Origin of the sequence: Sphingomonas sp. HMP9, from assembly GCF_013374115.1 — a bacterium.
In the GTDB taxonomy this organism is placed as follows: domain Bacteria; phylum Pseudomonadota; class Alphaproteobacteria; order Sphingomonadales; family Sphingomonadaceae; genus Sphingomonas.
In genome coordinates, this window is record NZ_AP022673.1 from 3,164,343 (window position 1) to 3,183,242 (window position 18,900).

Annotated in this window: 20 protein-coding genes; 7 read left to right on the forward strand and 13 right to left on the reverse strand. The window is 66.1% G+C overall.

Annotation, left to right across the window (positions count from 1 at the left end):
• Positions 1-114: 114 nt before the first annotated feature.
• From HMP09_RS14225 to HMP09_RS14245, 5 genes are all read right to left on the reverse strand, one after another.
• Positions 115-894, reverse strand: coding sequence for an exonuclease domain-containing protein (locus HMP09_RS14225; RefSeq protein ID WP_176500906.1), 780 nt, complete (start codon positions 892-894; stop codon positions 115-117).
• 27 nt (positions 895-921) lie between these two features.
• On the reverse strand, positions 922-1,371 hold the full coding sequence (locus tag HMP09_RS14230) for a PH domain-containing protein (RefSeq protein ID WP_176500907.1): 450 nt from the start codon (positions 1,369-1,371) through the stop codon (positions 922-924).
• A 269-nt stretch (positions 1,372-1,640) separates the two neighbouring features.
• Positions 1,641-3,020: a phosphoglucomutase/phosphomannomutase PgmG gene (pgmG, locus tag HMP09_RS14235; protein WP_176500908.1), complete on the reverse strand. Its 1,380-nt coding sequence runs from the start codon at positions 3,018-3,020 to the stop codon at positions 1,641-1,643.
• Between the two features lie 113 nt (positions 3,021-3,133).
• Positions 3,134-3,400, reverse strand: a complete 267-nt coding sequence (locus tag HMP09_RS14240) for a DnaJ domain-containing protein (protein ID WP_176500909.1) — start codon at positions 3,398-3,400, stop codon at positions 3,134-3,136.
• Positions 3,397-4,212, reverse strand: coding sequence for a division plane positioning ATPase MipZ (locus HMP09_RS14245; RefSeq protein ID WP_176501789.1), 816 nt, complete (start codon positions 4,210-4,212; stop codon positions 3,397-3,399). The genes HMP09_RS14240 and HMP09_RS14245 overlap by 4 nt, the downstream gene beginning before the upstream one ends.
• Before the next feature lie 126 nt (positions 4,213-4,338).
• Between HMP09_RS14245 and panC the strand changes: the two genes are divergently transcribed.
• Complete coding sequence (panC, locus tag HMP09_RS14250) at positions 4,339-5,175, forward strand: pantoate--beta-alanine ligase (RefSeq protein ID WP_176500910.1); 837 nt, start codon at positions 4,339-4,341, stop codon at positions 5,173-5,175.
• 92 nt (positions 5,176-5,267) lie between these two features.
• Positions 5,268-5,564: a sel1 repeat family protein gene (locus HMP09_RS14255; RefSeq protein WP_176500911.1), complete on the forward strand. Its 297-nt coding sequence runs from the start codon at positions 5,268-5,270 to the stop codon at positions 5,562-5,564.
• A 163-nt stretch (positions 5,565-5,727) separates the two neighbouring features.
• Here the strand turns inward: HMP09_RS14255 and topA are convergent, their stop codons facing one another.
• Positions 5,728-8,334, reverse strand: coding sequence for a type I DNA topoisomerase (gene topA, locus HMP09_RS14260; protein WP_176500912.1), 2,607 nt, complete (start codon positions 8,332-8,334; stop codon positions 5,728-5,730).
• Between the two features lie 1,179 nt (positions 8,335-9,513).
• On the opposite strand from topA, the gene HMP09_RS14265 reads away from it, so the two are divergent.
• Positions 9,514-9,837 carry a hypothetical protein gene (locus HMP09_RS14265; protein WP_176500913.1) on the forward strand — a complete coding sequence of 108 codons (324 nt, stop codon included), beginning with the start codon at positions 9,514-9,516 and terminating at the stop codon, positions 9,835-9,837.
• A gap of 68 nt (positions 9,838-9,905) precedes the next feature.
• Here HMP09_RS14265 and dprA read toward each other — a convergent pair whose 3' ends face one another.
• A complete protein-coding gene (dprA, locus tag HMP09_RS14270) occupies positions 9,906-11,009 on the reverse strand; it encodes a DNA-processing protein DprA (protein ID WP_232090332.1) in 1,104 nt (367 codons plus the stop codon).
• Entirely contained in the window at positions 11,002-11,619 is a 618-nt protein-coding gene (gene plsY, locus HMP09_RS14275) for a glycerol-3-phosphate 1-O-acyltransferase PlsY (RefSeq protein WP_176500914.1), read from the reverse strand. The genes dprA and plsY overlap by 8 nt, the downstream gene beginning before the upstream one ends.
• A gap of 296 nt (positions 11,620-11,915) precedes the next feature.
• Here plsY and murI point away from each other — a divergent pair, with 296 nt between their 5' ends.
• On the forward strand, positions 11,916-12,704 hold the full coding sequence (gene murI, locus HMP09_RS14280) for a glutamate racemase (RefSeq protein ID WP_176500915.1): 789 nt from the start codon (positions 11,916-11,918) through the stop codon (positions 12,702-12,704).
• A gap of 136 nt (positions 12,705-12,840) precedes the next feature.
• Entirely contained in the window at positions 12,841-14,103 is a 1,263-nt protein-coding gene (hemA, locus tag HMP09_RS14285; RefSeq protein WP_176500916.1) for a 5-aminolevulinate synthase, read from the forward strand.
• Between the two features lie 33 nt (positions 14,104-14,136).
• Here the strand turns inward: hemA and HMP09_RS14290 are convergent, their stop codons facing one another.
• The 5 genes from HMP09_RS14290 to HMP09_RS14310 are packed head-to-tail and all read right to left on the reverse strand — an operon-like array spanning position 14,137 to position 16,912.
• A complete protein-coding gene (locus tag HMP09_RS14290; protein ID WP_176500917.1) occupies positions 14,137-14,694 on the reverse strand; it encodes a Uma2 family endonuclease in 558 nt (185 codons plus the stop codon).
• Positions 14,695-14,745: 51 nt separating this feature from the next.
• On the reverse strand, positions 14,746-15,210 hold the full coding sequence (locus tag HMP09_RS14295) for a DUF3429 domain-containing protein (RefSeq protein ID WP_176500918.1): 465 nt from the start codon (positions 15,208-15,210) through the stop codon (positions 14,746-14,748).
• Positions 15,210-15,914 (reverse strand): anti-sigma factor, encoded by a 705-nt coding sequence (locus HMP09_RS14300; protein WP_176500919.1) that lies wholly within the window; start codon positions 15,912-15,914, stop codon positions 15,210-15,212. Before HMP09_RS14300 ends, HMP09_RS14295 begins: the two co-directional genes overlap by 1 nt.
• Positions 15,907-16,476, reverse strand: a complete 570-nt coding sequence (locus HMP09_RS14305; protein WP_176500920.1) for a sigma-70 family RNA polymerase sigma factor — start codon at positions 16,474-16,476, stop codon at positions 15,907-15,909. The genes HMP09_RS14300 and HMP09_RS14305 overlap by 8 nt, the downstream gene beginning before the upstream one ends.
• A gap of 10 nt (positions 16,477-16,486) precedes the next feature.
• A complete protein-coding gene (locus HMP09_RS14310; protein ID WP_176500921.1) occupies positions 16,487-16,912 on the reverse strand; it encodes a hypothetical protein in 426 nt (141 codons plus the stop codon).
• Between the two features lie 246 nt (positions 16,913-17,158).
• On the opposite strand from HMP09_RS14310, the gene rpiB reads away from it, so the two are divergent.
• Positions 17,159-17,593: a ribose 5-phosphate isomerase B gene (rpiB, locus tag HMP09_RS14315; RefSeq protein WP_176500922.1), complete on the forward strand. Its 435-nt coding sequence runs from the start codon at positions 17,159-17,161 to the stop codon at positions 17,591-17,593.
• A complete protein-coding gene (locus HMP09_RS14320) occupies positions 17,590-18,900 on the forward strand; it encodes a serine hydroxymethyltransferase (protein ID WP_176500923.1) in 1,311 nt (436 codons plus the stop codon). Before rpiB ends, HMP09_RS14320 begins: the two co-directional genes overlap by 4 nt.

Sequence of the window (18,900 nt, forward strand, 5' to 3'; positions counted from 1 at the left end):
GCTGGCGCTTGCCAGACGGAGGGGGAGGACACGGAACAGAGGTTTCCCTTACCTCCCCCTCCGACGCCTTCGGCGCCACCTCCCCCTGGCGGGGGAGGACCGCAAGAGCGTCCGCTACAGCAACAGGTCCTGCGCGCTGGCCTTGCCGACTCGGCCGCCGCCGCTGCGGCGGTCCATCTCGTGGTTGGCGGTGAAGCGAATGTCAGGGTCGCGGTCGGTCATGAATGCCATCAGCGTCTCGTGATCGAGCTCGGACCATTCCTTGCCGCGATCGGGCCCGTAGCGGACGCGGGGGATGAGACCGGGATCGCGCGACCATTCGAGCAATTGCGCAAGACTCGCCTCGTTGAGCATGTCGCGCAGGTGGAATGCGGTGACGTAGGCGTCGGGGAAGGCGCGGTGCGCGGGGAGCCCGCGCTCATGCTCCATGCCGTGGGGCTTGCGCCAATAGCGCAGCACCTGGTTGGAGAAGCTCGGCGAGTCGGGCCAGAGCCGCAGCGCACACTTCCACGTGCAGATCCACTCGGCATCGCGGGTCAGCGCGGGGGTGCAGAACTTCTGCTCGAAATCGGCGCGGTGTGCAGCGAGCGCCAAGCGGCGGGGCCAGGGATCGAGGACCTGGCGTGCGCAGTCATGCCACCACGGCGCGTCGGCGACATGCTCGTCGAGGATGTGGTGGATCGCCTGCGTGACCGGCGGGATCAGCCGGCCGGGATTGACGAGCAGGCTGCCGCCTTCGCCGTAGATCTCCCAGCGGCCATCCTCGCCGAGCGCGACGTCCTGCCAACCGATCTCGCAGACGCCGTGCGCGGGCGGGGCCGAGCCGGTGGTCTCCAGGTCGACGACCCGGATCATCTGGGGTTGCTGCTTGGGCTTAGGATAGGGGGGCGCCATGCCCGCCATGTGGGGACAAAAGCGCGCTTAATCCAGCGCGTATGTATCCTCGACGTCGAGTTCGCGGACGCCGCGACGTTGGCGCGCGCGGTCGACGAGCTTGCGCAAGCCTTCGCGGCGTTCGCGCGCCATCGGGATATCGCGGAGCGTGAATTCGCCGCCGTGCGTGGTGCGATCGCTCGAGGTGAGGGTGATCGTGCCGATGTCGGTCATCTGGTTGAGCAGCGAATAGCCGAGGCGGACGTCCTTGATCCGGTAAAGCTCGACCTCGTCGATCGTCTTGAACAGGATGCCACGTTTGATGATCAGCCGCTGGTCGGTGATCTCGTACGCCGCGCTGCGGTTCTTGAGCCAGCGGACGCCGATGAGGACGAAGCCGATTCCGACTAGGCAGGTGAGCAGCGTTCCCCAGCCGGCAAAGCTGCCGAGCAGCCAGCGGCGCGTGCTGGAGCGGAATTCATCGACTGGGCGCTCCACGGGGGGACTCCTTGGGGGGGGGGGGGTGGCGGGACGGTAGGCGAGGGGGATGGCGTGTCAATCATGTGCCGCCGCTGCCTTAAGTACTGCGACGATTCCCCGCGTTGTCGTCATCCCCGCGAAGGCGGTACGCAATTCTGAGGGCAAGCTTGCAACCTGCACCACCCCGGCGAAGGCCGGGGTCCAATTTGGTGACGTTGCTAACCGATGCCGGCTCTTCGTTAATTCTACCTTTCCACTTGGGCCCCGGCCTTCGCCGGGGTGGCGGTCTAGTTGAGCCGCCCGTTGCGGATCACGCCGCTCGCCGCCAGCTGCACATCAACCTCACTCAGCAACGCATCGAGCGCCGTCTGGTCCTTCGCCTCCGCGCGCACCGTCAGCATCGCCTGCGTGTTCGAGGCGCGGAGTAGCCACCAGCCGTCGGCGGTCGTCACGCGCGCGCCATCGGTGAGGTTCATGTCCGCGCCACCCGCCTGCAACCGCGCAATCACCTCATCCACCACCGCGAATTTGCGCGTATCCTCGACTGGAAAGCGCAGGTCGGGCGTCGCGACCAGCGCCGGCATCGCGTCGCGCAGGTCGGTGAGCGAGCGCCCCGAAAGATGCACTGCACGGATCAGCCGCACCGCCGCATATTGCGCGTCGTCGAACCCGTAATATTCGCCCGCAAAGAACAGGTGCCCGCTGAGCTCGCCACCGATCGGGGCGCCGGTACGAGTCATCGCGGTCTTCATCAGGCTGTGGCCGGTCGCCGCCATCACCGGCTCGCCGCCCAACGCGGCGATTCGGTCGAACAGCGCCTGGCTCGACTTCACGTCAGCGACGATCGGCGCGCCGGGGTGTTCGCGCAGTGCAGGTTCGACCAATATGGAGAGAATCTGATCTCCCCAGAGCACGCGTCCCAGCCCGTCGACTGCACCGATCCGGTCGCCGTCCCCGTCGAAGGCCAGTCCGAAATCGAGGTTCTTCTCCGCGACCAGGCGCTTCAGGTCGGCGAGGTTGGACTCTTCGGTAGGATCGGGATGATGGTTGGGAAACTTGCCGTCGACATCGGCGAAGATCACATGATGCTCTCCCGGCAACAGCTGGACGAGCTTCTCGATCACCGGGCCCGCGGCGCCGTTGCCCGTGTCCCAGCCGATCCGGTACGCGCCGCCGGCATAGCCCGCCATCAGCCGTCCGACATAGGCGTCGAGCACGTCAGCGTGCGTAACCTCGCCCGCGCCTTCGCTCCAGGCGCCCGAGGCGGCGAGCGCCGCGAGGTCTTGGATATCGTCCCCGAAAAATGGCGCGTGCGCATGCACCATCTTGAAGCCGTTATAGTCGGGGGGATTATGGCTGCCGGTTACCTGGATGCCGCCATCCACTTCTAGCGTCGCCTCGGCGTAATACAGCATTGGGGATGTACTGAGGCCGATGCGGACGACGTCCACCCCGCCTGCGACGAGGCCGGACACAAGCGCCGCTTCGAGGTCGGGCGAGGAGTTGCGGCCGTCATAGCCTACGGCCACGCGCGTTCCGCCCGAGGCACGTATGCGGGTGGCAAAGCCGCGCCCGATCGCGACGGCGTCGGCAGGGCCTAGCGCTTCGCCGACGATCCCGCGGATGTCGTATTCTCGGAGCGAGGTCGGGTCGAACAGGTGAGTCATGGGCCTCTCGACGATTATGTCTCACTCCTGTTCCCCCGCAAACGCGGGGTCCAGGAGCCAAGAGCGATAGTGTTTGTAACCCTAAGCTCCTGCGTTCGCAGGAGAACACGCCGTTACCGGGTCCGCTTCAGTAGCAGGTCGCGGGCGGCGTTTACCCGGCGGGTCAGGTCGGTCGAGCCGCCGCGGTCTGGGTGGACCGAAGCGATCAGGCGGCGGTGGGCGCTGCGGATCGCGTCGGCGTCCGCGGTGCGATCGATGCCGAGGATCGAACGCGCCTCCGCTTCGTCCGTGACGACGACCCGTTCAGCCTTGGGCTTCGGCTTTGGGCGCAGGTAATGCCAGGCCAGCCAGATGAAGATGGCGGCGACGATCCACTTCACGCAGCCACGTCCGGTGCACGCTCGGCGAGCACTTCCGGCAGCTGCAACGCTGCCATCATCTCGCGCAGTTCCTGGCGCGCGGCGACATGGCCGAGGCCCATGCTGCCAAACGCCTTCGAATCGATCATCGTCAGGCCGGCGGGGAACATCTCGCGGTAGATTACGCGCTCGCCGAGCCCTGGAATGATCCGGAAGCCTACGCGCTTGGCCAGTTGCGCCAGCGCATCCGAGACGCGGCGCATGTTGCGCGCCTCGATATGCTGGAGGCGGTTGCGGAGCACGACCCAGTCGATCGTCGTCCCGTCGGCGCGCGCGCGCTGCTTGCGTGCATCCCAGATGAGTTCGGAATAGAAGCTCGGACGCGTGACCTGATACGTCTCGGGATCGACCTGGCCGATCAGATCGAAGTCGACGAAGCTGTCGTTCATCGGCGTGACCAAGGTGTTCGCCAGCGCCGCCGCGGTGCGCGCGAACGGATCGTCGCGGCCCGGCGTATCGACGACGAGGAAGTCCGCGCCCTCGCACAGCGAATGCCACAGATCCTCGAACTGGTCCTCGCTCTGGTCCGACAGCGTCGCGTGGCGCGGCATCGGCAGCACCGAGCCGTTGCGCTTCATCGTCTCGGCGCGGTTGTCGAGATAGCGGCCGACGGTGCGCTGACGATGATCGAGGTCGAGACACGCGACGCGCGCGCCCTTGGCAGCCAGCGCGATCGCGACGTGCACCGCGGTCGTCGACTTTCCCGTGCCGCCCTTCTCGTTGGCGAACACGATGACGTGCGTGGGAACATGCGTCGACGCGGCCGCTGGCAGGGAGGCGGCAACGGGCGTAGAAGCGGGGGTCTGTTGGGGGCCCGTGGCCAACGCGCGTTTCCTTATTGATCGTGGAGGTCACCCTTCATAGAAGCCGCGACCGCACTTATCGAGTAGGAGTTTCACGTGGACATCGTCCGGGACCTGAATGCGTTGCGCGACAGCGTCGCCGCCTTCCGCGCGGCGGGGCAGCGCGTGGCGCTCGTCCCGACAATGGGGGCATTGCACGCGGGCCATGTCGCGCTGATCGAGGCGGCGAAACGGCCGGGGACCAAGGTCGTGGCGTCGATCTTCGTCAATCCGACGCAGTTCGGGCCGAACGAGGATCTGTCGCGCTATCCACGGCGCGAGATGGCCGATATCCGGATGCTGAACGAGGCCGGGTGCGACCTGCTCTGGCTGCCGTCGGTCGAGGCGATGTACCCCGATGGGTTCGCGACCATGGTCCGAGTCTCGGGGGTCAGCGACGGGTTCGACGGCGCGTCGCGGCCCGACCATTTCGACGGCGTCGCGACGGTCGTGTCCAAGCTGTTTAACCAGGTCGGCCCCGACGCGGCGTATTTCGGCGAGAAGGATTACCAGCAGCTCGCGGTCGTCCGGCGGTTCGTCGCCGATCTCGATTTCGCGATCGACATCGTCGGCGTGCCGACGCAGCGCGACGATGACGGCCTCGCGATGTCGTCGCGCAACATCTATCTCGACGACGAGCAGCGCAAGCAGGCGGTGGCCTTGCCGCGCGCGCTGGGCGTCGCCGCGCGGGCGATCGCGAAGGGCGAGGATGTCGAGTCGGTGTTGGACGATGCGCGCACGACGCTGGTCGGGGCGGGGTTCACGATCGACTATGTCGCGCTTGCGGATGCCGAGACGCTCGCCGAAAACCCCGCGGCGGATCGTCCGCGGCGGTTGCTGGCGGCGGCACGGATGGGCGCGACCCGGCTGATCGACAACGTCGCGATCGAATAGCGCAACGCGTTGTAAAATGGAGACGTTAACCCATTAACCATTCCGTAGGGCGAATCGTCGCAGTCTGCCTCAACGAACATTGGGGGCAGACCATGGGTAGCAGTCTCAAGAACGCGAATTTTCTGATCGAACGACGGCTGAAGGACGCCGAGCGCGGTGATGACCGGGCGTGTTACGAGCTCGGGATGGTGTATTCGACCGGCGCATCGGGTGTCGTGCTTGACCTGATCGAAGCGCATAAGTGGTTCAACCTCGCGGCGGTGTCGGGCAACATCGCGGCGCAGGAATGCCGTGCGCAGATCGCCGAAGACATGACCGCGCGCGAGATCTCGGTGGCGCAGCGCGCCGCGCGCGACTGGATGCAACTGGCGCAGCGCCGGGCTGCTTAATTTAGACGGTTCATGGTTGGCATTATGCTCCCCCTTCAGGGGGAGGTGGCAGGCGTAAGCCTGACGGAGGGGGCGGAAGCGGTAACAGCTGTTTCGTATCCTCCCCCTCCGCCGCCTTTGGCGCCACCTCCCCCTGGCGGGGGAGGATTTAGGTAGCTGCTCCTCAGGCTTCCGCCTTCTTTTTTGGAGCGGCTTTCTTGGCCGGAGCCTTCTTTGCCGGAGCCTTTTTGGCTGGAGCCTTGGCGTCGGCGGCCGCAGCCTTGGCCGGTGCTTTCTTCGCCGCGGGCTTCTTGGCGGGGGCCTTCTTCTTCTTCGTCGCAGGCGCCGCCGCCGCGCGCGCATCGATCAGCGAGGCGGCTTCCTCCAGCGTCAGCTGGTCCTTCTCGATCGACTTGGGCAGCGTCGCATTCGTCGTGCCGTCGGTGACATAGGGACCATAACGCCCCTCCATCAGCTTGATCTCCGCCTCGGTGCGCGGATGGTTGCCCAGCACCTTCAGCGGCGCCTGCGCCCCGCGTGCGGTGCGTCCGCCGCCGGCCGCCGCCTCGGCCAGCTTCACGACCGCGGCGTTCATGCCCGTCTCGAACACGTCCGCCGTGGTGGTGAGACGCGCATACTTGCCCTCATGCTTCAGATACGGCCCGAACTTGCCGATCGTCGCGATGATCGGTTCGCCGGTCTCGGGATGATTGCCGACCGTCCGCGGCAGCGACAGCAGCTTGACCGCCCATTCGAGGTTGAGCTCGCCGATATCCTTCGGGATCGACGCCATCTTGCGGTCTTCGCCCTCGCCGATCTGCAGATACGGGCCGAAGCGTCCCGACTTGCGCTCGATCGGCTGGCCGGTGTCGGGATGCGTGCCGAGCGTCGACGGACCCGCATCCGCCTCGGCGTCACCACCGGGCTGCGCGAAGCGGCGCGTATATTTGCACTCGGGATAGTTGGAGCAGGCGATGAACGCGCGGAACTTGCCACCGCGCAGCGCGAGCTGGCCCTCGCCGCAATTCGGGCAGAGCCGCGGATCGCCGCCATCCGCCTTGGCGGGAAACAGATAGGGCGCGAGGAAGATGTCGAGCTCGGCGGTGATCGCGCTAGGCTGCTGCTCCATCACCTCGTTGGTGCGTGGCTTGAAGTCGCGCCAGAACGCGTCGAGCACCGACTGCCACTGCGCGCGGCCGCCCGAGACGTCGTCGAGTTCCTCCTCGAGTTCGGCGGTATAGTCGTAGCCGACATATTTCTCGAAGAAGCGCTCGAGGAATGCCGTCACCAGCCGCCCGCTCTCCTCGGCGAAGAAGCGGTTCTTCTCGATCCGGACGTACGCGCGGTCCTTCAGCGTTTTGATGATCGAGGCGTAGGTGGACGGACGGCCGATGCCGAGCTCCTCCATCCGCTTGACCAGCGAGGCTTCCGAGAAGCGCGGCGGCGGCTGGGTGAAATGCTGCTCGGCGTCGACCTTCTTCTTGGCGGGGGCATCGCCCTCCTTCATCCGCGGCAGGCGGCGTGCGTCTTCGTCCTGCGTGTCGTCGGCGCCTTCCTCGTACAGCGCGAGATAGCCGGGGAACAGCACGACCTGACCGGTGGCGCGCAGGATGTTGCGCCCCGTGCCGTCGGCCATCTCGACCGTGGTGCGCTCCATCCGTGCCGACGCCATCTGGCTGGCGAGCGCGCGCTTGAAGATCAGGTCGTACAGCCGCGCATGATCGCCGCCGCCGGCCTTGTCCTTGCTGAAGTCGGTCGGGCGGATCGCTTCGTGCGCTTCCTGCGCGTTTTTGGCCTTCGACTGATACTGGCGCGGCTTGTCGGGGACGTAGCTCGCGTCGAAGCGGTTCGCGACTGCGAGGCGCGCGGCGCTGATCGCGCTGCCGTCCATCTGCACGCCGTCGGTACGCATGTAGGTGATCGTGCCGTCCTCGTAGAGGCCTTGCGCGATCCGCATCGTGTGATCGGCGGAGAAGCCGAGTTTCCGCGAGGCTTCCTGCTGCAAGGTCGAGGTCGTGAACGGCGGCGGCGGGTTGCGCGTGGCGGGCTTGGTCTCGACCGACTGGACCGAGAAATTGCCATCGAGCACCGCCTGCTTGGCGCGCAGCGCGTCGCCTTCGTTGCCGATCGACAGGCGGTCGAGCTTGTTGCCCTCGAACTGAGTGAGGCGCGACTGGAACGCGGTGCCGTCATGCTCCATCTCGGCCGTCACCGACCAATATTCCTGCGGCTTGAAGACGTCGATCTCGCGCTCGCGCTGGACGATGAGGCGCAGCGAGACGGACTGGACGCGACCGGCGGACTTGGCGCCGGGCAGCTTGCGCCACAGCACCGGCGACAGCGTGAAGCCGACGAGATAATCGAGCGCGCGGCGGGCGCGATACGCGTCGATCAGATCGTCGTCGAGCTCGCGCGGGTTCTTCATCGCCTCGGTGACGGTCGCCTTGGTGATCGCGTTGAACGTGACGCGCTCGACCTCCTTCGGCAGCGCTTTCCGCGCACGCAAAACCTCGCGGACGTGCCACGAGATCGCCTCGCCCTCGCGATCCGGATCGGTCGCGAGGATCAGGCGGTCGGCGAGCTTGGCAAGATCGGTGATCGCTTTGAGCTGCTTCGATTTGTCGGCGTAGTTTTCCCACGTCATCGCGAACTGATCGTCGGGGTCCACCGAGCCGTCCTTGGGCGGCAGGTCGCGGACATGGCCGTAGCTGGCCAGCACGCGATAGTCGCTGCCGAGATATTTCTCGATGGTTTTGGCCTTGGCAGGCGATTCGACGATGACAAGCTGCATGGGAAAACCGGGATCCTTACGTGTACGCGTACGAGGGTGGCGGCGCAGGGATGGCCGCGTCAACCCGGGTTGGTTCAGAGTGAAGTATAGAAAGTGCAGACGCTGGCGACCGTTTTCCAGAGGGCAGGCGCAAGGCGGCAACGATTTTGCGCGGCGGGTGGTTCGGGGAGCGGTTGTCTTGCCACGATAGCGTCCTTCGACGGTTCGAGTTGCGAGGGTGCCGCCGAAATCGGCGCAGGCCCCGGATCGGGCACCGGACGGTATGCACGACGTCGTTCGTGTAGGACACGCTTTGAGTAGATGCGTTAGGGCTGGTTTCGCCCAATTCCAGACGTCACCCTTGCATCCAAGCGTCTCGCGGATCATCGTCAACCGGTGGTTGCGCCGAAACACATCATCCCTTGCATCTGCGTACTTGCAGCGGGATGCGCGCAGCGACCTCCAATTAAGGTAGTGGAAAGCTTAGAGGACCGTTTTGAGCGGCATATGGCAGAAGCAAGCCGGTGGTGTGTAGTTCGTGATTGGCACACACTTTTCGCAGTTGAGGCGGTAGGTGAACGCATCCGACTACGGATGCTCAATTTTCCTAAAACACCTTCACAAGGTCGAGACTTCATATTCGGTAAAACTGGGTGTATCGTGAATACTTTCGGTGTTGCGACGTTCACAGACCACCGGATCGAGTTTCCTGCCTCCTCGCTTCAAGCGACAATCAGAGGCCGTCGGATCGATTAAACGTCCGCTTCCTCTCCATCTCGGCCATTCCGGTAACGCCCACGTTCAGCGCTACGGGCCTTTACGGCGCTTGCTCAAGAGCGTGCGCTCGTTCAGTTTTACCGTATGACGGATAGATTCAAACGGCCAACGACGTTCGGCGCTTTCGCCATCGCGATAACAATGGCGGTGAACGGCTGCACTGCTTCCCGAAGCGCATTCACTCCGTCCGTCTTTGAAACGGCCAAATCGGCATGTGGCGCAGCAGATGCTTACATTTCAAAATCGAACCCGAAGGCCATTGGGTTTCGAGGGTACGCAGCGTCCCACGCTGAACAAGCTAAATGCCTCGTGGAGCGTCTAAAAGAGACGGACGCGAGGGTGATCGGATTTATCAGCGAACCGCCTAGCTAAATAGCCGATGTCGCTCAATTGCGGACATTTGGGATCGGGCTAGAAAGAGCAATGTCTATTGTGCCAAGCCTCGACGATTGGAACCGGCAATCCGTTAATGTCATGCAAGCGATGCTTGGTATGATCTCCCCCAATTTTCGCATGGTCACTCTCGATCACGATGGCACGCAATGGATCATCGGCTTCGTGTTGGAGAGCGTAAATGCCGAAGACCGCGAGGAACTCGCCGACTTTGAGGCAGAGTGGGACGCATTACAGAGCGGCCCAACGCCTCGCGATTTGCAAGTCTCGTTCACGGCTGGGAGCTTGGCATGGCCGAGTGCGCCGACGCGAGCGTTATACCGACGAAGAGAGGTGATGCTCATTCAGGAATGAACGGCAGCTTCCCATCCATTGCGGACATTGCCATCCAGCACACAGGATGTTCCCCAATACGTTAGTGGTCAGACGACGCTCACGCGACCGCCGGCGTGGCGTTCCAGTCGACCGCCGAGTTCGAGTTCGAGCAGGACGGTGTGGACGATTGCGGGGGCGAGGCGGGACTGGCGGATGAGTTCGTCGATCGCGACGGGGACGGGGCCGAGCAGATCCGCGATCCGGCGGCGCTCGGAGTCGCTGGCATCTTCGGGGGGCGCGGCGGCGTAGGCGTCGATCGGGGAACGGACCGAGCGCGGATCGAACGGGCGGATCTGTTCGAGGATGTCGGCGGCGGATTGCACCAGCGTGGCGCCTTCGCGGATCAGCAGGTTGCACCCTTGCGCCCGCGGATCGAGCGGGCTGCCGGGAACGGCCATGACCTCACGGCCGGACTCGTTCGCCAGGCGGGCGGTGATCAGCGAGCCGGATTTGGGGACGGCCTCGACCACCACCGTGCCGATCGCGAGGCCGGCGATGATGCGGTTGCGCGAGGGGAAGTTGCGCGCCTTGGGCTCGGTGCCGGGGGGCTGTTCGGCGAGCAGGAGGCCTTCGCGGGCGATGCGCTCCTGCAAGTCCGCGTTGTCCGGCGGATAGGCGATGTCGATGCCGCTGGCGATGACGCCGATCGTCGCGCCGTTGGAACCTGCGCCGCCGATCCGGCCAAGTGCCCCGATATGCGCGGCGGTGTCGATCCCGCGGGCCAGGCCTGAGACGATCGTCGTACCCTCCTCGGCGAGTTGCAGCGCGAGCTGGCGGGCGAAGCGGCAGGCGGCGGCGGATGCGTTGCGCGCACCGACCATCGCGATGCAGGGGCGGCGTGCGTGAGCTATGTCGCCGCGCAGAATCAGCGCCGGGGGCGCGGTTTCGATCTCGGCGAGCAGCCGGGGATAGTCCGGGTCGTCGAGGAAGAGGTGGCGCGCGCCGAGCTTGGCGGTGGCGGCGATCTCGCGCTCGGCGAGGGCCGCGTCTGCGATCCTTGGTGTGCGTCCACCGCCCCGCGCGGCGAGCATCGGGAGCGCGTCGATGGCGGCGTCCGCGCTGCCGAATCGGGCCATCAGCTGGCGATAGGTGACCGGTCCGATCCCGGTCGTACGGATGAGCCGAAGTCGTGCGACGGTCGCGTCAGTCACCCGGTGGTCGTTTTGCACGGCCGATGCGAGGCTCGGCGCCGGAGAACAGGCGTTCGATGTTCTCGCGGTGCTTCCAGACCACGATGAGGGCCAGTGCCAGCAGGAGAAGCACCAGATCGAATCGACCGAACACGGCGGCCGCGAACGGTGCACTGAGCGCGGCGGCCATGCCGGCGACCGAGGAGATGCGCAGGCCTGCGAGAAGGCCGAGCCAGACGACTGCATAGACCAGCCCGAGCGGCCAGTGGAGCGCAACGACGATCCCCATGAGGGTGGCGACGCCCTTGCCGCCCTTGAACCCGAGCCAGACAGGGTAGCAATGGCCGATGAACGCGCCGGCGGCTGCCAGGAGGGCGTTGCCGGGGAAGAGGTGCGCGACCAGCAGCACGGCGACCGCGCCCTTGGCCATGTCGAGCAGCAGCGTGGCGGCGGCGAGGCCCTTGCGACCGGTGCGCAGGACGTTGGTGGCGCCAATGTTGCCCGAGCCGATCGTGCGCAGATCGCCCGCGCCGCCGAGCCGCGTCAGGATGACGCCGAACGGAATCGAGCCGAGCAGATAGCTCAGCACGAACGATAGCGTGGGCGCGACCCAGAGAATTTCCGTCTGCAACTACGTCCCCCGTTCTGGAAGGCTTATAAACGACGCGGAGCGGACGGCAAATGGCTGGCGGTTGATGGAGTGCCGAAAAGAGATTGGTCGTCGGCCTTGCGATCCTCCCCCGCCAGGGGGAGGTGGCGCCGTAAGGCGACGGAGGGGGAGGACACGAAACGGACGGGGTCGCCTACCTCCCCATCCGTCTGGCAAGGGCCAGCCACCCCCCCTGGCGGGGAGGATCGTTGGGCTTTGGCGGCCGTCAGGGTGATCCGGCCTAGTTTGCGCGAGCCGATCCGTTCTAAGGACCGGACATGGACCAGCGCCCCATCCTGTTCTTCGATTCCGGTGTCGGCGGTCTGTCGATCGTCGGTCCGGCGCGCGCGGCGTTGCCCGATGCGCCGTTCGTGTACGCGGCCGACTCGGCTGGCTTTCCTTATGGCACGAAGAGCGAGGCGGAGATCGCGGCGCGCGTGCCGGTGCTGCTGGGGCGGCTGGCGGAGCGGTACCGACCGCGGCTGATCGTGATTGCGTGCAACACCGCCTCGACGATCGCGCTGCCCGTGGTGCGCGCCGCGCTTGACCTGCCGGTGGTGGGGACGGTGCCGGCGATCAAGCCCGCCGCGCTGCTGTCGACGACGCGGACGATCGGCGTGCTGGGGACCGAGGCGACCGTGCGGCAGGCGTATGTCGACGATCTGGCGGCGAGGTTCGCAGGCGATTGCACGGTGCTGCGCCATGGTTCGGCGGCTTTGGTCGAGATGGCGGAGGCCAAGTTGCACGGGCGGGCGGTTGCGCCGGAGCGCTATGCCGCGGTGCTCGACGGGTTGTTCTCACAAGCCGGCGGCGAGGCGATCGACGTGATCGTCAACGCGTGTACGCATTTCCCGCTGGTCGAAGCGGAGTTGGCGGCCGCGGCGCCCGGCGTGCGGTTCGTCGACGGTGGTCCCGGGATCGCGCGGCGGATCGTTCACCTGATGCAGGGCGAATCGTGGCCGGGCGCGGGGGAGGGTGTCGCCGTCTTCACCCGCCTGGGCGACGACGAACGCGCGCTCGCACCGGCGTTGGCGGCGCGCGGGTTTGGCAGGATCGAGCCGCTCTAGGCGTCGGCCTGGGACAATGTGGCACCTTGCTTCGCGGGCGCATCGTGGCAATGTGCATCCAGGATGAGGGAAGCGATCACCGTAAGAGCGGTATTGCGCTGGAAACGAGTGAAAGCGAGGCGTAGTGCCCAAGGCCATGAGTATCGCAGGCAAAACGGCAACGGACGGCAGCACGGGTCCGCGAGTCGATTATTCGCGCGTGTTCACGCAGGCGATCGACCGGTTGCATGCCGAGGGCCGCTACCGCGTGTTCATCGATATCCTGCGCAACAAGGGCGCGTTCCCCAACGCGCGCTGCTTTGCCGGGCATAACGGCCCCAAGCCGATCACCGTGTGGTGCTCGAACGATTATCTCGCAATGGGCCAGCATCCCAAGGTGATCGCGGCGATGGAAGAGGCGCTGCACGACGTCGGCGCGGGCTCGGGCGGCACGCGCAACATCGGCGGCAACACGCATTACCATGTCGACCTGGAGGGCGAACTCGCCGACCTGCACGGCAAGGAAGCGGCGTTGCTGTTCACCAGCGGCTATGTCTCGAACGAGGCGACTCTGGCGACGCTGGCCAAGGTCCTGCCGGGCTGCATCATCTTTTCGGACGAGCTGAACCACGCGTCGATGATCGCGGGCATCCGCAATTCTGGGTGCGAGAAGCGCGTGTTCCGCCACAACGACCTTGCGCATCTCGAAGAGCTGCTGGCCGCGGAAGATCCGGCGGCGCCCAAGCTGATCGCGTTCGAGAGCGTGTATTCGATGGAGGGCGACATCGCGCCGATCGCCGCCGTGTGCGACCTCGCCGACCGCTACAATGCGCTGACCTATTGCGACGAGGTCCATGCGGTCGGGATGTACGGCGCGCGGGGCGGCGGGATTTCGGAGCGGGACGACGTCGCGCACCGGATCACGATCCTCGAGGGCACGCTTGGCAAGGCGTTCGGCGTGATGGGCGGCTATATTGCCGCCGACCGCACGATCGTCGACGTGATCCGCAGCTATGCGCCGGGGTTCATCTTCACGACCTCGTTGTCGCCGGTGCTGGTCGCGGGCGTGCTCGCCAGCGTGCGGCATCTGAAGAGCTCGAGCGTCGAGCGCGACGGGCAGCAGGCCTCGGCGGCGATGCTGAAGGCGATGCTGAAGGACGCCGGGCTGCCGGTGATGATCGGCGACACGCATATTGTGCCGCTGATGGTCGGCGATCCGGTCAAGGCGAAGAAGATCAGCGACGTGCTGCTCGCCGAATACGGCGTGTACGTGCAGCCGATCAACTACCCGACCGTGCCGCGCGGGACCGAGCGGCTTCGGTTCACCCCGGGCCCTGCGCATACCGAGGCGATGATGCGCGAACTGACCGATGCGCTGGTCGAGATCTGGAGCCGGTTGGACTTGCGCAAGGCGGCTTGAGGCCGGGCCTTGCTAGCGGCGGGGCCGCGCTGATCAGTCGATCGTGATCGTGCCGTCGGTATCAGGAACGGCAAGAGGTTCGCCAAATCCCACCGAATGGAATCGCGTATAATCGCCTTCCACGGGTTCAGCGTAAACATGCACGATGGAGCGGTTCCCGTCGACAACCCAGTAATTGGGGATGCCGCCGCCGGCATAAGCGAAGCGCTTCATTGTGGTGTCGCGAGCGACGGAGGTTTCCGCGACTTCGATGACGAGTAGGAATGCGTCAGCGGTCAGCAGGCCGTTACCCTCGGCTGGTTCGCGCAACACGGCAACGTCACAGCCGAGCACGGTGTCGTGGCCGAGATCGACACCGATTTCGCCCATAATCCGAGCTTCGGGTAACAGGCGCGAACGACGGATGCCGATCTGCATCTGACGCGCGGCATGTGCTGTCAAAGGCGGGTTCATCCGTTCGAGTTCCCCATCGACCAGTTCGACCTTGATGTCGTCGAACGCGCCGGACTCACCTATGCGCAGGAACTCGGCGGTGGTGAAACGCGCCCTGGTCTGCTGATCGGTGCGGAGAATAACGGCGGACTTATTCATGGCGGAGTCGTACCACGAATCCGAGGTTCCTACGAGTCGCCCAACCAATCCCTACAGCGCGGCGGCCAGCATCGTCAGGATGCCGAGACCGAGCGACAACGGCACGCGCAGCGCCATCCAGCCGGGCGGTGCGATACCGGCGCGCACCAGCGCGCGGTCGACGAGCAGCGCGCCGATCAGGCTGATGCCGAGCACCACGAGCGACGGGCCGGGCCAGCGCAGGCCGACCATCCAGGGCCAGGCAGTGACGAGCGCGATCAGCGAGGGGGCGACGCTGGCGAACCAGAGCCAGCGCGGGGCCGAGTCGGTGCGCGCGGCAAGGCCCCACCAGAGGCCACCAAGGAAGCTCAGGATCAGCGCGGCATAGGCGTAGGCGATCGCCAGCGCCGAGTAGCGGCTTTGCGGATCGCCGCTCAGCAACAGCGCGACTGCCCCGAGTTGCGGGAGCAGGCCGCTCAGGCCGAGCAGGCGCGCGATCGGCGGGATGCCGCCGGTCGTGGCAGGTCGCACGGGCATCAGACGCGTGCGACCACACCAGTGGCGACGACTGGACCGGTCGGCAGGCCGGTCGGCGAGCCACCGAGCGGCTCGACCGAAATGGCGAGCGTCACGCCGGGGGTTATGCGATCGCGGTCGACGCCCTTGGGGGCCAGCGCGGTCGGGCGTCCCGAGAGCAGGCCTAGCGCGTGCGGCACGCCGTCGCCGCCGATCACCCAGAGTTCGGCGACACGCGCATTCGGCACGCCGGGGCCTGCCGCGACGCGGAGCGCGCCGTTGGCGGGATCATAGACCGCGGCGACGGGCGCCTTCGCATCGCCGAGCATCGCGACGAGGACGCTGCTCGCGCGCGCCACGGGAACCGGCTGTGCAACCGGCACGGTCGGCTCGGGACGGACCATCACGAACAGCAACAGCGACGCGGCGATCGCGCTGGTAACGGCGGCAAGCGCCGGCCATGCGAAGCGGTTGGTCCTTGAAGGCGTCGCGTTCGCATCGAGACTGGCCTCGATCCGTGCGACGAGATGCGGCGGGGCGGCGTATTCCGGCCAGAGATCGAACAGCGCGGCGAGTCGCGACCGCCACCATTCGACCTGCGCGGCAAAACCGGGTTCGGCGAGGACGCGGCGGAGCGCTGCGCCGCGCTCTTCTCCGTCGAGCAGGCCGAGCGCGAGTTCGGCTGCGGCGACATCCTCGGGGACAGCGATATCCGGATCAGCCATCGAGGCAATCCTTCAGGCGGGCGAGGCCGCGGCGGACCCAGCTCTTCATCGTGCCCAGCGGCACGGCGCGCTTGATCGCCAGTTCGGCATAGGTGATGCCGTCGAAAAATGCGGTGCGGATCGCGTCGCGCTGCTGCGGTTCGAGGGCGTCGAGGCATTCGATCAGTTCACGCGACGATTCGCTCGCCAGCATCCCCGCTTCGGCGCCTTCGCCGGGATCGGCGATGTCGGGCGCGTCGTCGAGCGGGCTGGTGCGGCGGACGCCCTGCGCGCGCTGCCAGTCGATGGCGCGGTTGCGCGCGATCGTCGCCAACCAGGTTATCGGGCTCGCGCGACCGGGTTCCCAGGCACCGGCGCGTTTCCAGATCGTGAGATAGACCTCGTGCAGCACATCCTCCGCGGCTTGGGCGTTGCCGCAGATACGGTGGGTGATGCCGAAAAGCTTCGCGCTGGTCAGCGAATAGAGTTCGCGAAACGCGTCGCGATCCTCCTGGCCGGTACGCAACAGCACCTCGGAAAGGTGCGCGCGGGCGGCATCTGCGTCTGGATAGGCTCTGGTCACGAAGTGGAACCTAGCGGCTGAGTCCGTCGCGGCAATAGCCTTCGCCTGGCTTGACGGTGAGACAGTCGGTTTTGCCGAACAGATATTTGAGTCCGGTCGCGTCGCCGTTGGTCGGGCGCAGGGTTTCGCGGATGCCGCCGCGATCGAACGACAGCGCATCGCCGCTCGCTATGCCGTCGAACGTGCCTTTGTTGTCGAGGTCCCATTGCATCGCAAGCGTGTAGCGGCCGGGGGTGGTCGTGGGGGCGATGTCGAGGACCATGCCTTCGACGCCGATCCAGCGGCCGGTATAGTCGGGCGCGGGTTTCGGCTTGGGCGGGACCAGTTTGCGTTCGACCGATCCGGCAGACGTCATGTTGCCATCGCTGCTGGTGTCGGGTGCCGGGCCGGAGCAGGCGGTCAGCGCGACGGCGGCGATCAAGGTCAGGGGTTTCATGGCACGTCTCCTTGAGGACGATCGGCATTTGGCGCCGATTTCTGTTCCCGCCGTCATCCTGACGAACGTCAGGTTCCAGAGCAAATGAGTGTCGTGCCCTGTAACCCTGGGTCCTGACTTTCGTCAGGATGACGGCGTTGATTGGGATGCGCCCGTCTATCACGCCCCCGCGAACAGGTGTGGCAAAATCCGGCTCGGGTGGGTAAGGAGCTGGGCACCCGATCCCCCGTCACAGGATTACGCCAGGTGCGCATCGCCATCGCGTCCGATCACGCCGCCGTTTCGTTGAAAGCGGTGCTTGCCGCGTGGCTGCGCGAGGCGGGGCACGACGTGCTCGACCTTGGCCCCGAAGGCACCGCCAGCGTCGATTATCCCGATTACGGGTATAAGCTCGCCTCGGCGATCGCCGATGGCAGCGCCGAACGCGGCATCGCACTGTGCGGATCGGGCATCGGCATCTCGATCGCCGCGAACCGCAACCCCGCCTGCCGCTGCGCGCTCGTCTCCGAGCCGCTGTCGGCGAGCCTTGCGCGCATCCATAACGACGCCAACGCCATCGCGATGGGCGCCCGCCTGATCGGCGAGGAAATGGCCAAGGCGTGTGTCGAAGCCTTCCTCGCCGCCGATTTTGCCGGCGGCCGTCATCAACTCCGTGTCGACAAGCTAAAGGTCCCTGCATGAGCACCCAGCCCAATACGCTCCATGACGTCCAGCCGGACGGCTTCTTCACCCGCGGCCTCGCCGATGCCGATGCCGCCGTCTTCGCCGGCGTCGAGGCCGAGCTCGAGCGCGAGCAGACGCAGATCGAGCTGATCGCGTCCGAGAACATCGTCTCGAAGGCAGTGCTCGAGGCGCAGGGCTCGGTGTTCACGAACAAATATGCAGAAGGCTATCCGGGCAAGCGCTATTACCAGGGCTGCGCGCCGTCGGACACGGTCGAGACGCTCGCGATCGAGCGCGCCAAGCAGATTTTCGGTTGCGAGTTCGTCAACGTCCAGCCGCATTCGGGCGCACAGGCGAACGGCGCGGTGATGCTCGCGCTGGTCAAGCCCGGCGACACGATCCTCGGCATGAGCCTCGATGCCGGCGGCCACCTGACTCACGGCGCGAAGCCGGCGCAGTCGGGCAAGTGGTTCAACGCGATCCAGTACGGCGTCGACGCGACCACGCACCTGATCGACTATGACGCGGTCGAGGCGCTGGCGGTCGAGCATCAGCCGAAGCTGATCATCGCCGGCGGCTCCGCCTATCCGCGCGTCATCGACTTCGCGCGCTTCCGGGCGATCGCGGACAAGGTCGGCGCGTATTTCATGGTCGACATGGCGCATTTCGCCGGGATCGTCGCAGCCGGGCTGCACCCGACGCCGTTCGGGCACGCGCATGTCGTGACGACGACCACGCACAAGACGCTGCGGGGCCCGCGTGGCGGCATGATCATGACGAATGACGAGGCCATCGCGAAGAAGATCAACTCGGCGGTGTTCCCGGGCCTCCAGGGCGGGCCGCTGATGCATGTGATCGCAGCGAAGGCGGTCGCGTTCGGCGAGGCGCTCCAGCCCGACTTCAAGAGCTACATCGCCGCCGTCGTCGAGAATGCGAAGGTGCTCGCGGCGACGCTGAAGGAGCGCGGCTCGGACGTCGTTTCGGGCGGCACAGACACGCATCTGGCGCTGATCGATCTCACGCCGCTCGGCATCACCGGCCGCGATGCGGACGAGGCGCTCGAGCGCGCGGGGATCACCTGCAACAAGAACGGCATTCCCAACGACCCGTTGCCGCCGATGAAGACCAGCGGCATCCGCGTCGGCAGCCCTGCCGGCACCACGCGCGGCTTCGGGCCGGCCGAATTCCGCGAGATCGGCAACATGGTCGCCGACGTGCTGGACGGGCTCGCGAAAAAGGGCGAGCATGGGGACCCGGAAGTCGAGGCGGACGTTCGGACGCGTGTTCGTGCATTGTGCGCGCGCTTCCCGATCTACCAAGGATAA

Bases quoted from the DNA above. Each gene is read 5' to 3' on its own strand.
- HMP09_RS14225 (WP_176500906.1), bottom strand. From the start codon at position 894: ATGGCGCCCCCCTATCCTAAGCCCAAGCAGCAACCCCAGATGATCCGG.
- pgmG (WP_176500908.1), bottom strand. From the start codon at position 3,020: ATGACTCACCTGTTCGACCCGACCTCGCTCCGAGAATACGACATCCGC.
- HMP09_RS14255 (WP_176500911.1), top strand. From the start codon at position 5,268: ATGGGTAGCAGTCTCAAGAACGCGAATTTTCTGATCGAACGACGGCTG.
- topA (WP_176500912.1), bottom strand. From the start codon at position 8,334: ATGCAGCTTGTCATCGTCGAATCGCCTGCCAAGGCCAAAACCATCGAG.
- HMP09_RS14265 (WP_176500913.1), top strand. From the start codon at position 9,514: ATGTCTATTGTGCCAAGCCTCGACGATTGGAACCGGCAATCCGTTAAT.
- murI (WP_176500915.1), top strand. From the start codon at position 11,916: ATGGACCAGCGCCCCATCCTGTTCTTCGATTCCGGTGTCGGCGGTCTG.
- hemA (WP_176500916.1), top strand. From the start codon at position 12,841: ATGAGTATCGCAGGCAAAACGGCAACGGACGGCAGCACGGGTCCGCGA.
- HMP09_RS14290 (WP_176500917.1), bottom strand. From the start codon at position 14,694: ATGAATAAGTCCGCCGTTATTCTCCGCACCGATCAGCAGACCAGGGCG.
- HMP09_RS14295 (WP_176500918.1), bottom strand. From the start codon at position 15,210: ATGCCCGTGCGACCTGCCACGACCGGCGGCATCCCGCCGATCGCGCGC.
- HMP09_RS14300 (WP_176500919.1), bottom strand. From the start codon at position 15,914: ATGGCTGATCCGGATATCGCTGTCCCCGAGGATGTCGCCGCAGCCGAA.
- HMP09_RS14310 (WP_176500921.1), bottom strand. From the start codon at position 16,912: ATGAAACCCCTGACCTTGATCGCCGCCGTCGCGCTGACCGCCTGCTCC.
- HMP09_RS14320 (WP_176500923.1), top strand. From the start codon at position 17,590: ATGAGCACCCAGCCCAATACGCTCCATGACGTCCAGCCGGACGGCTTC.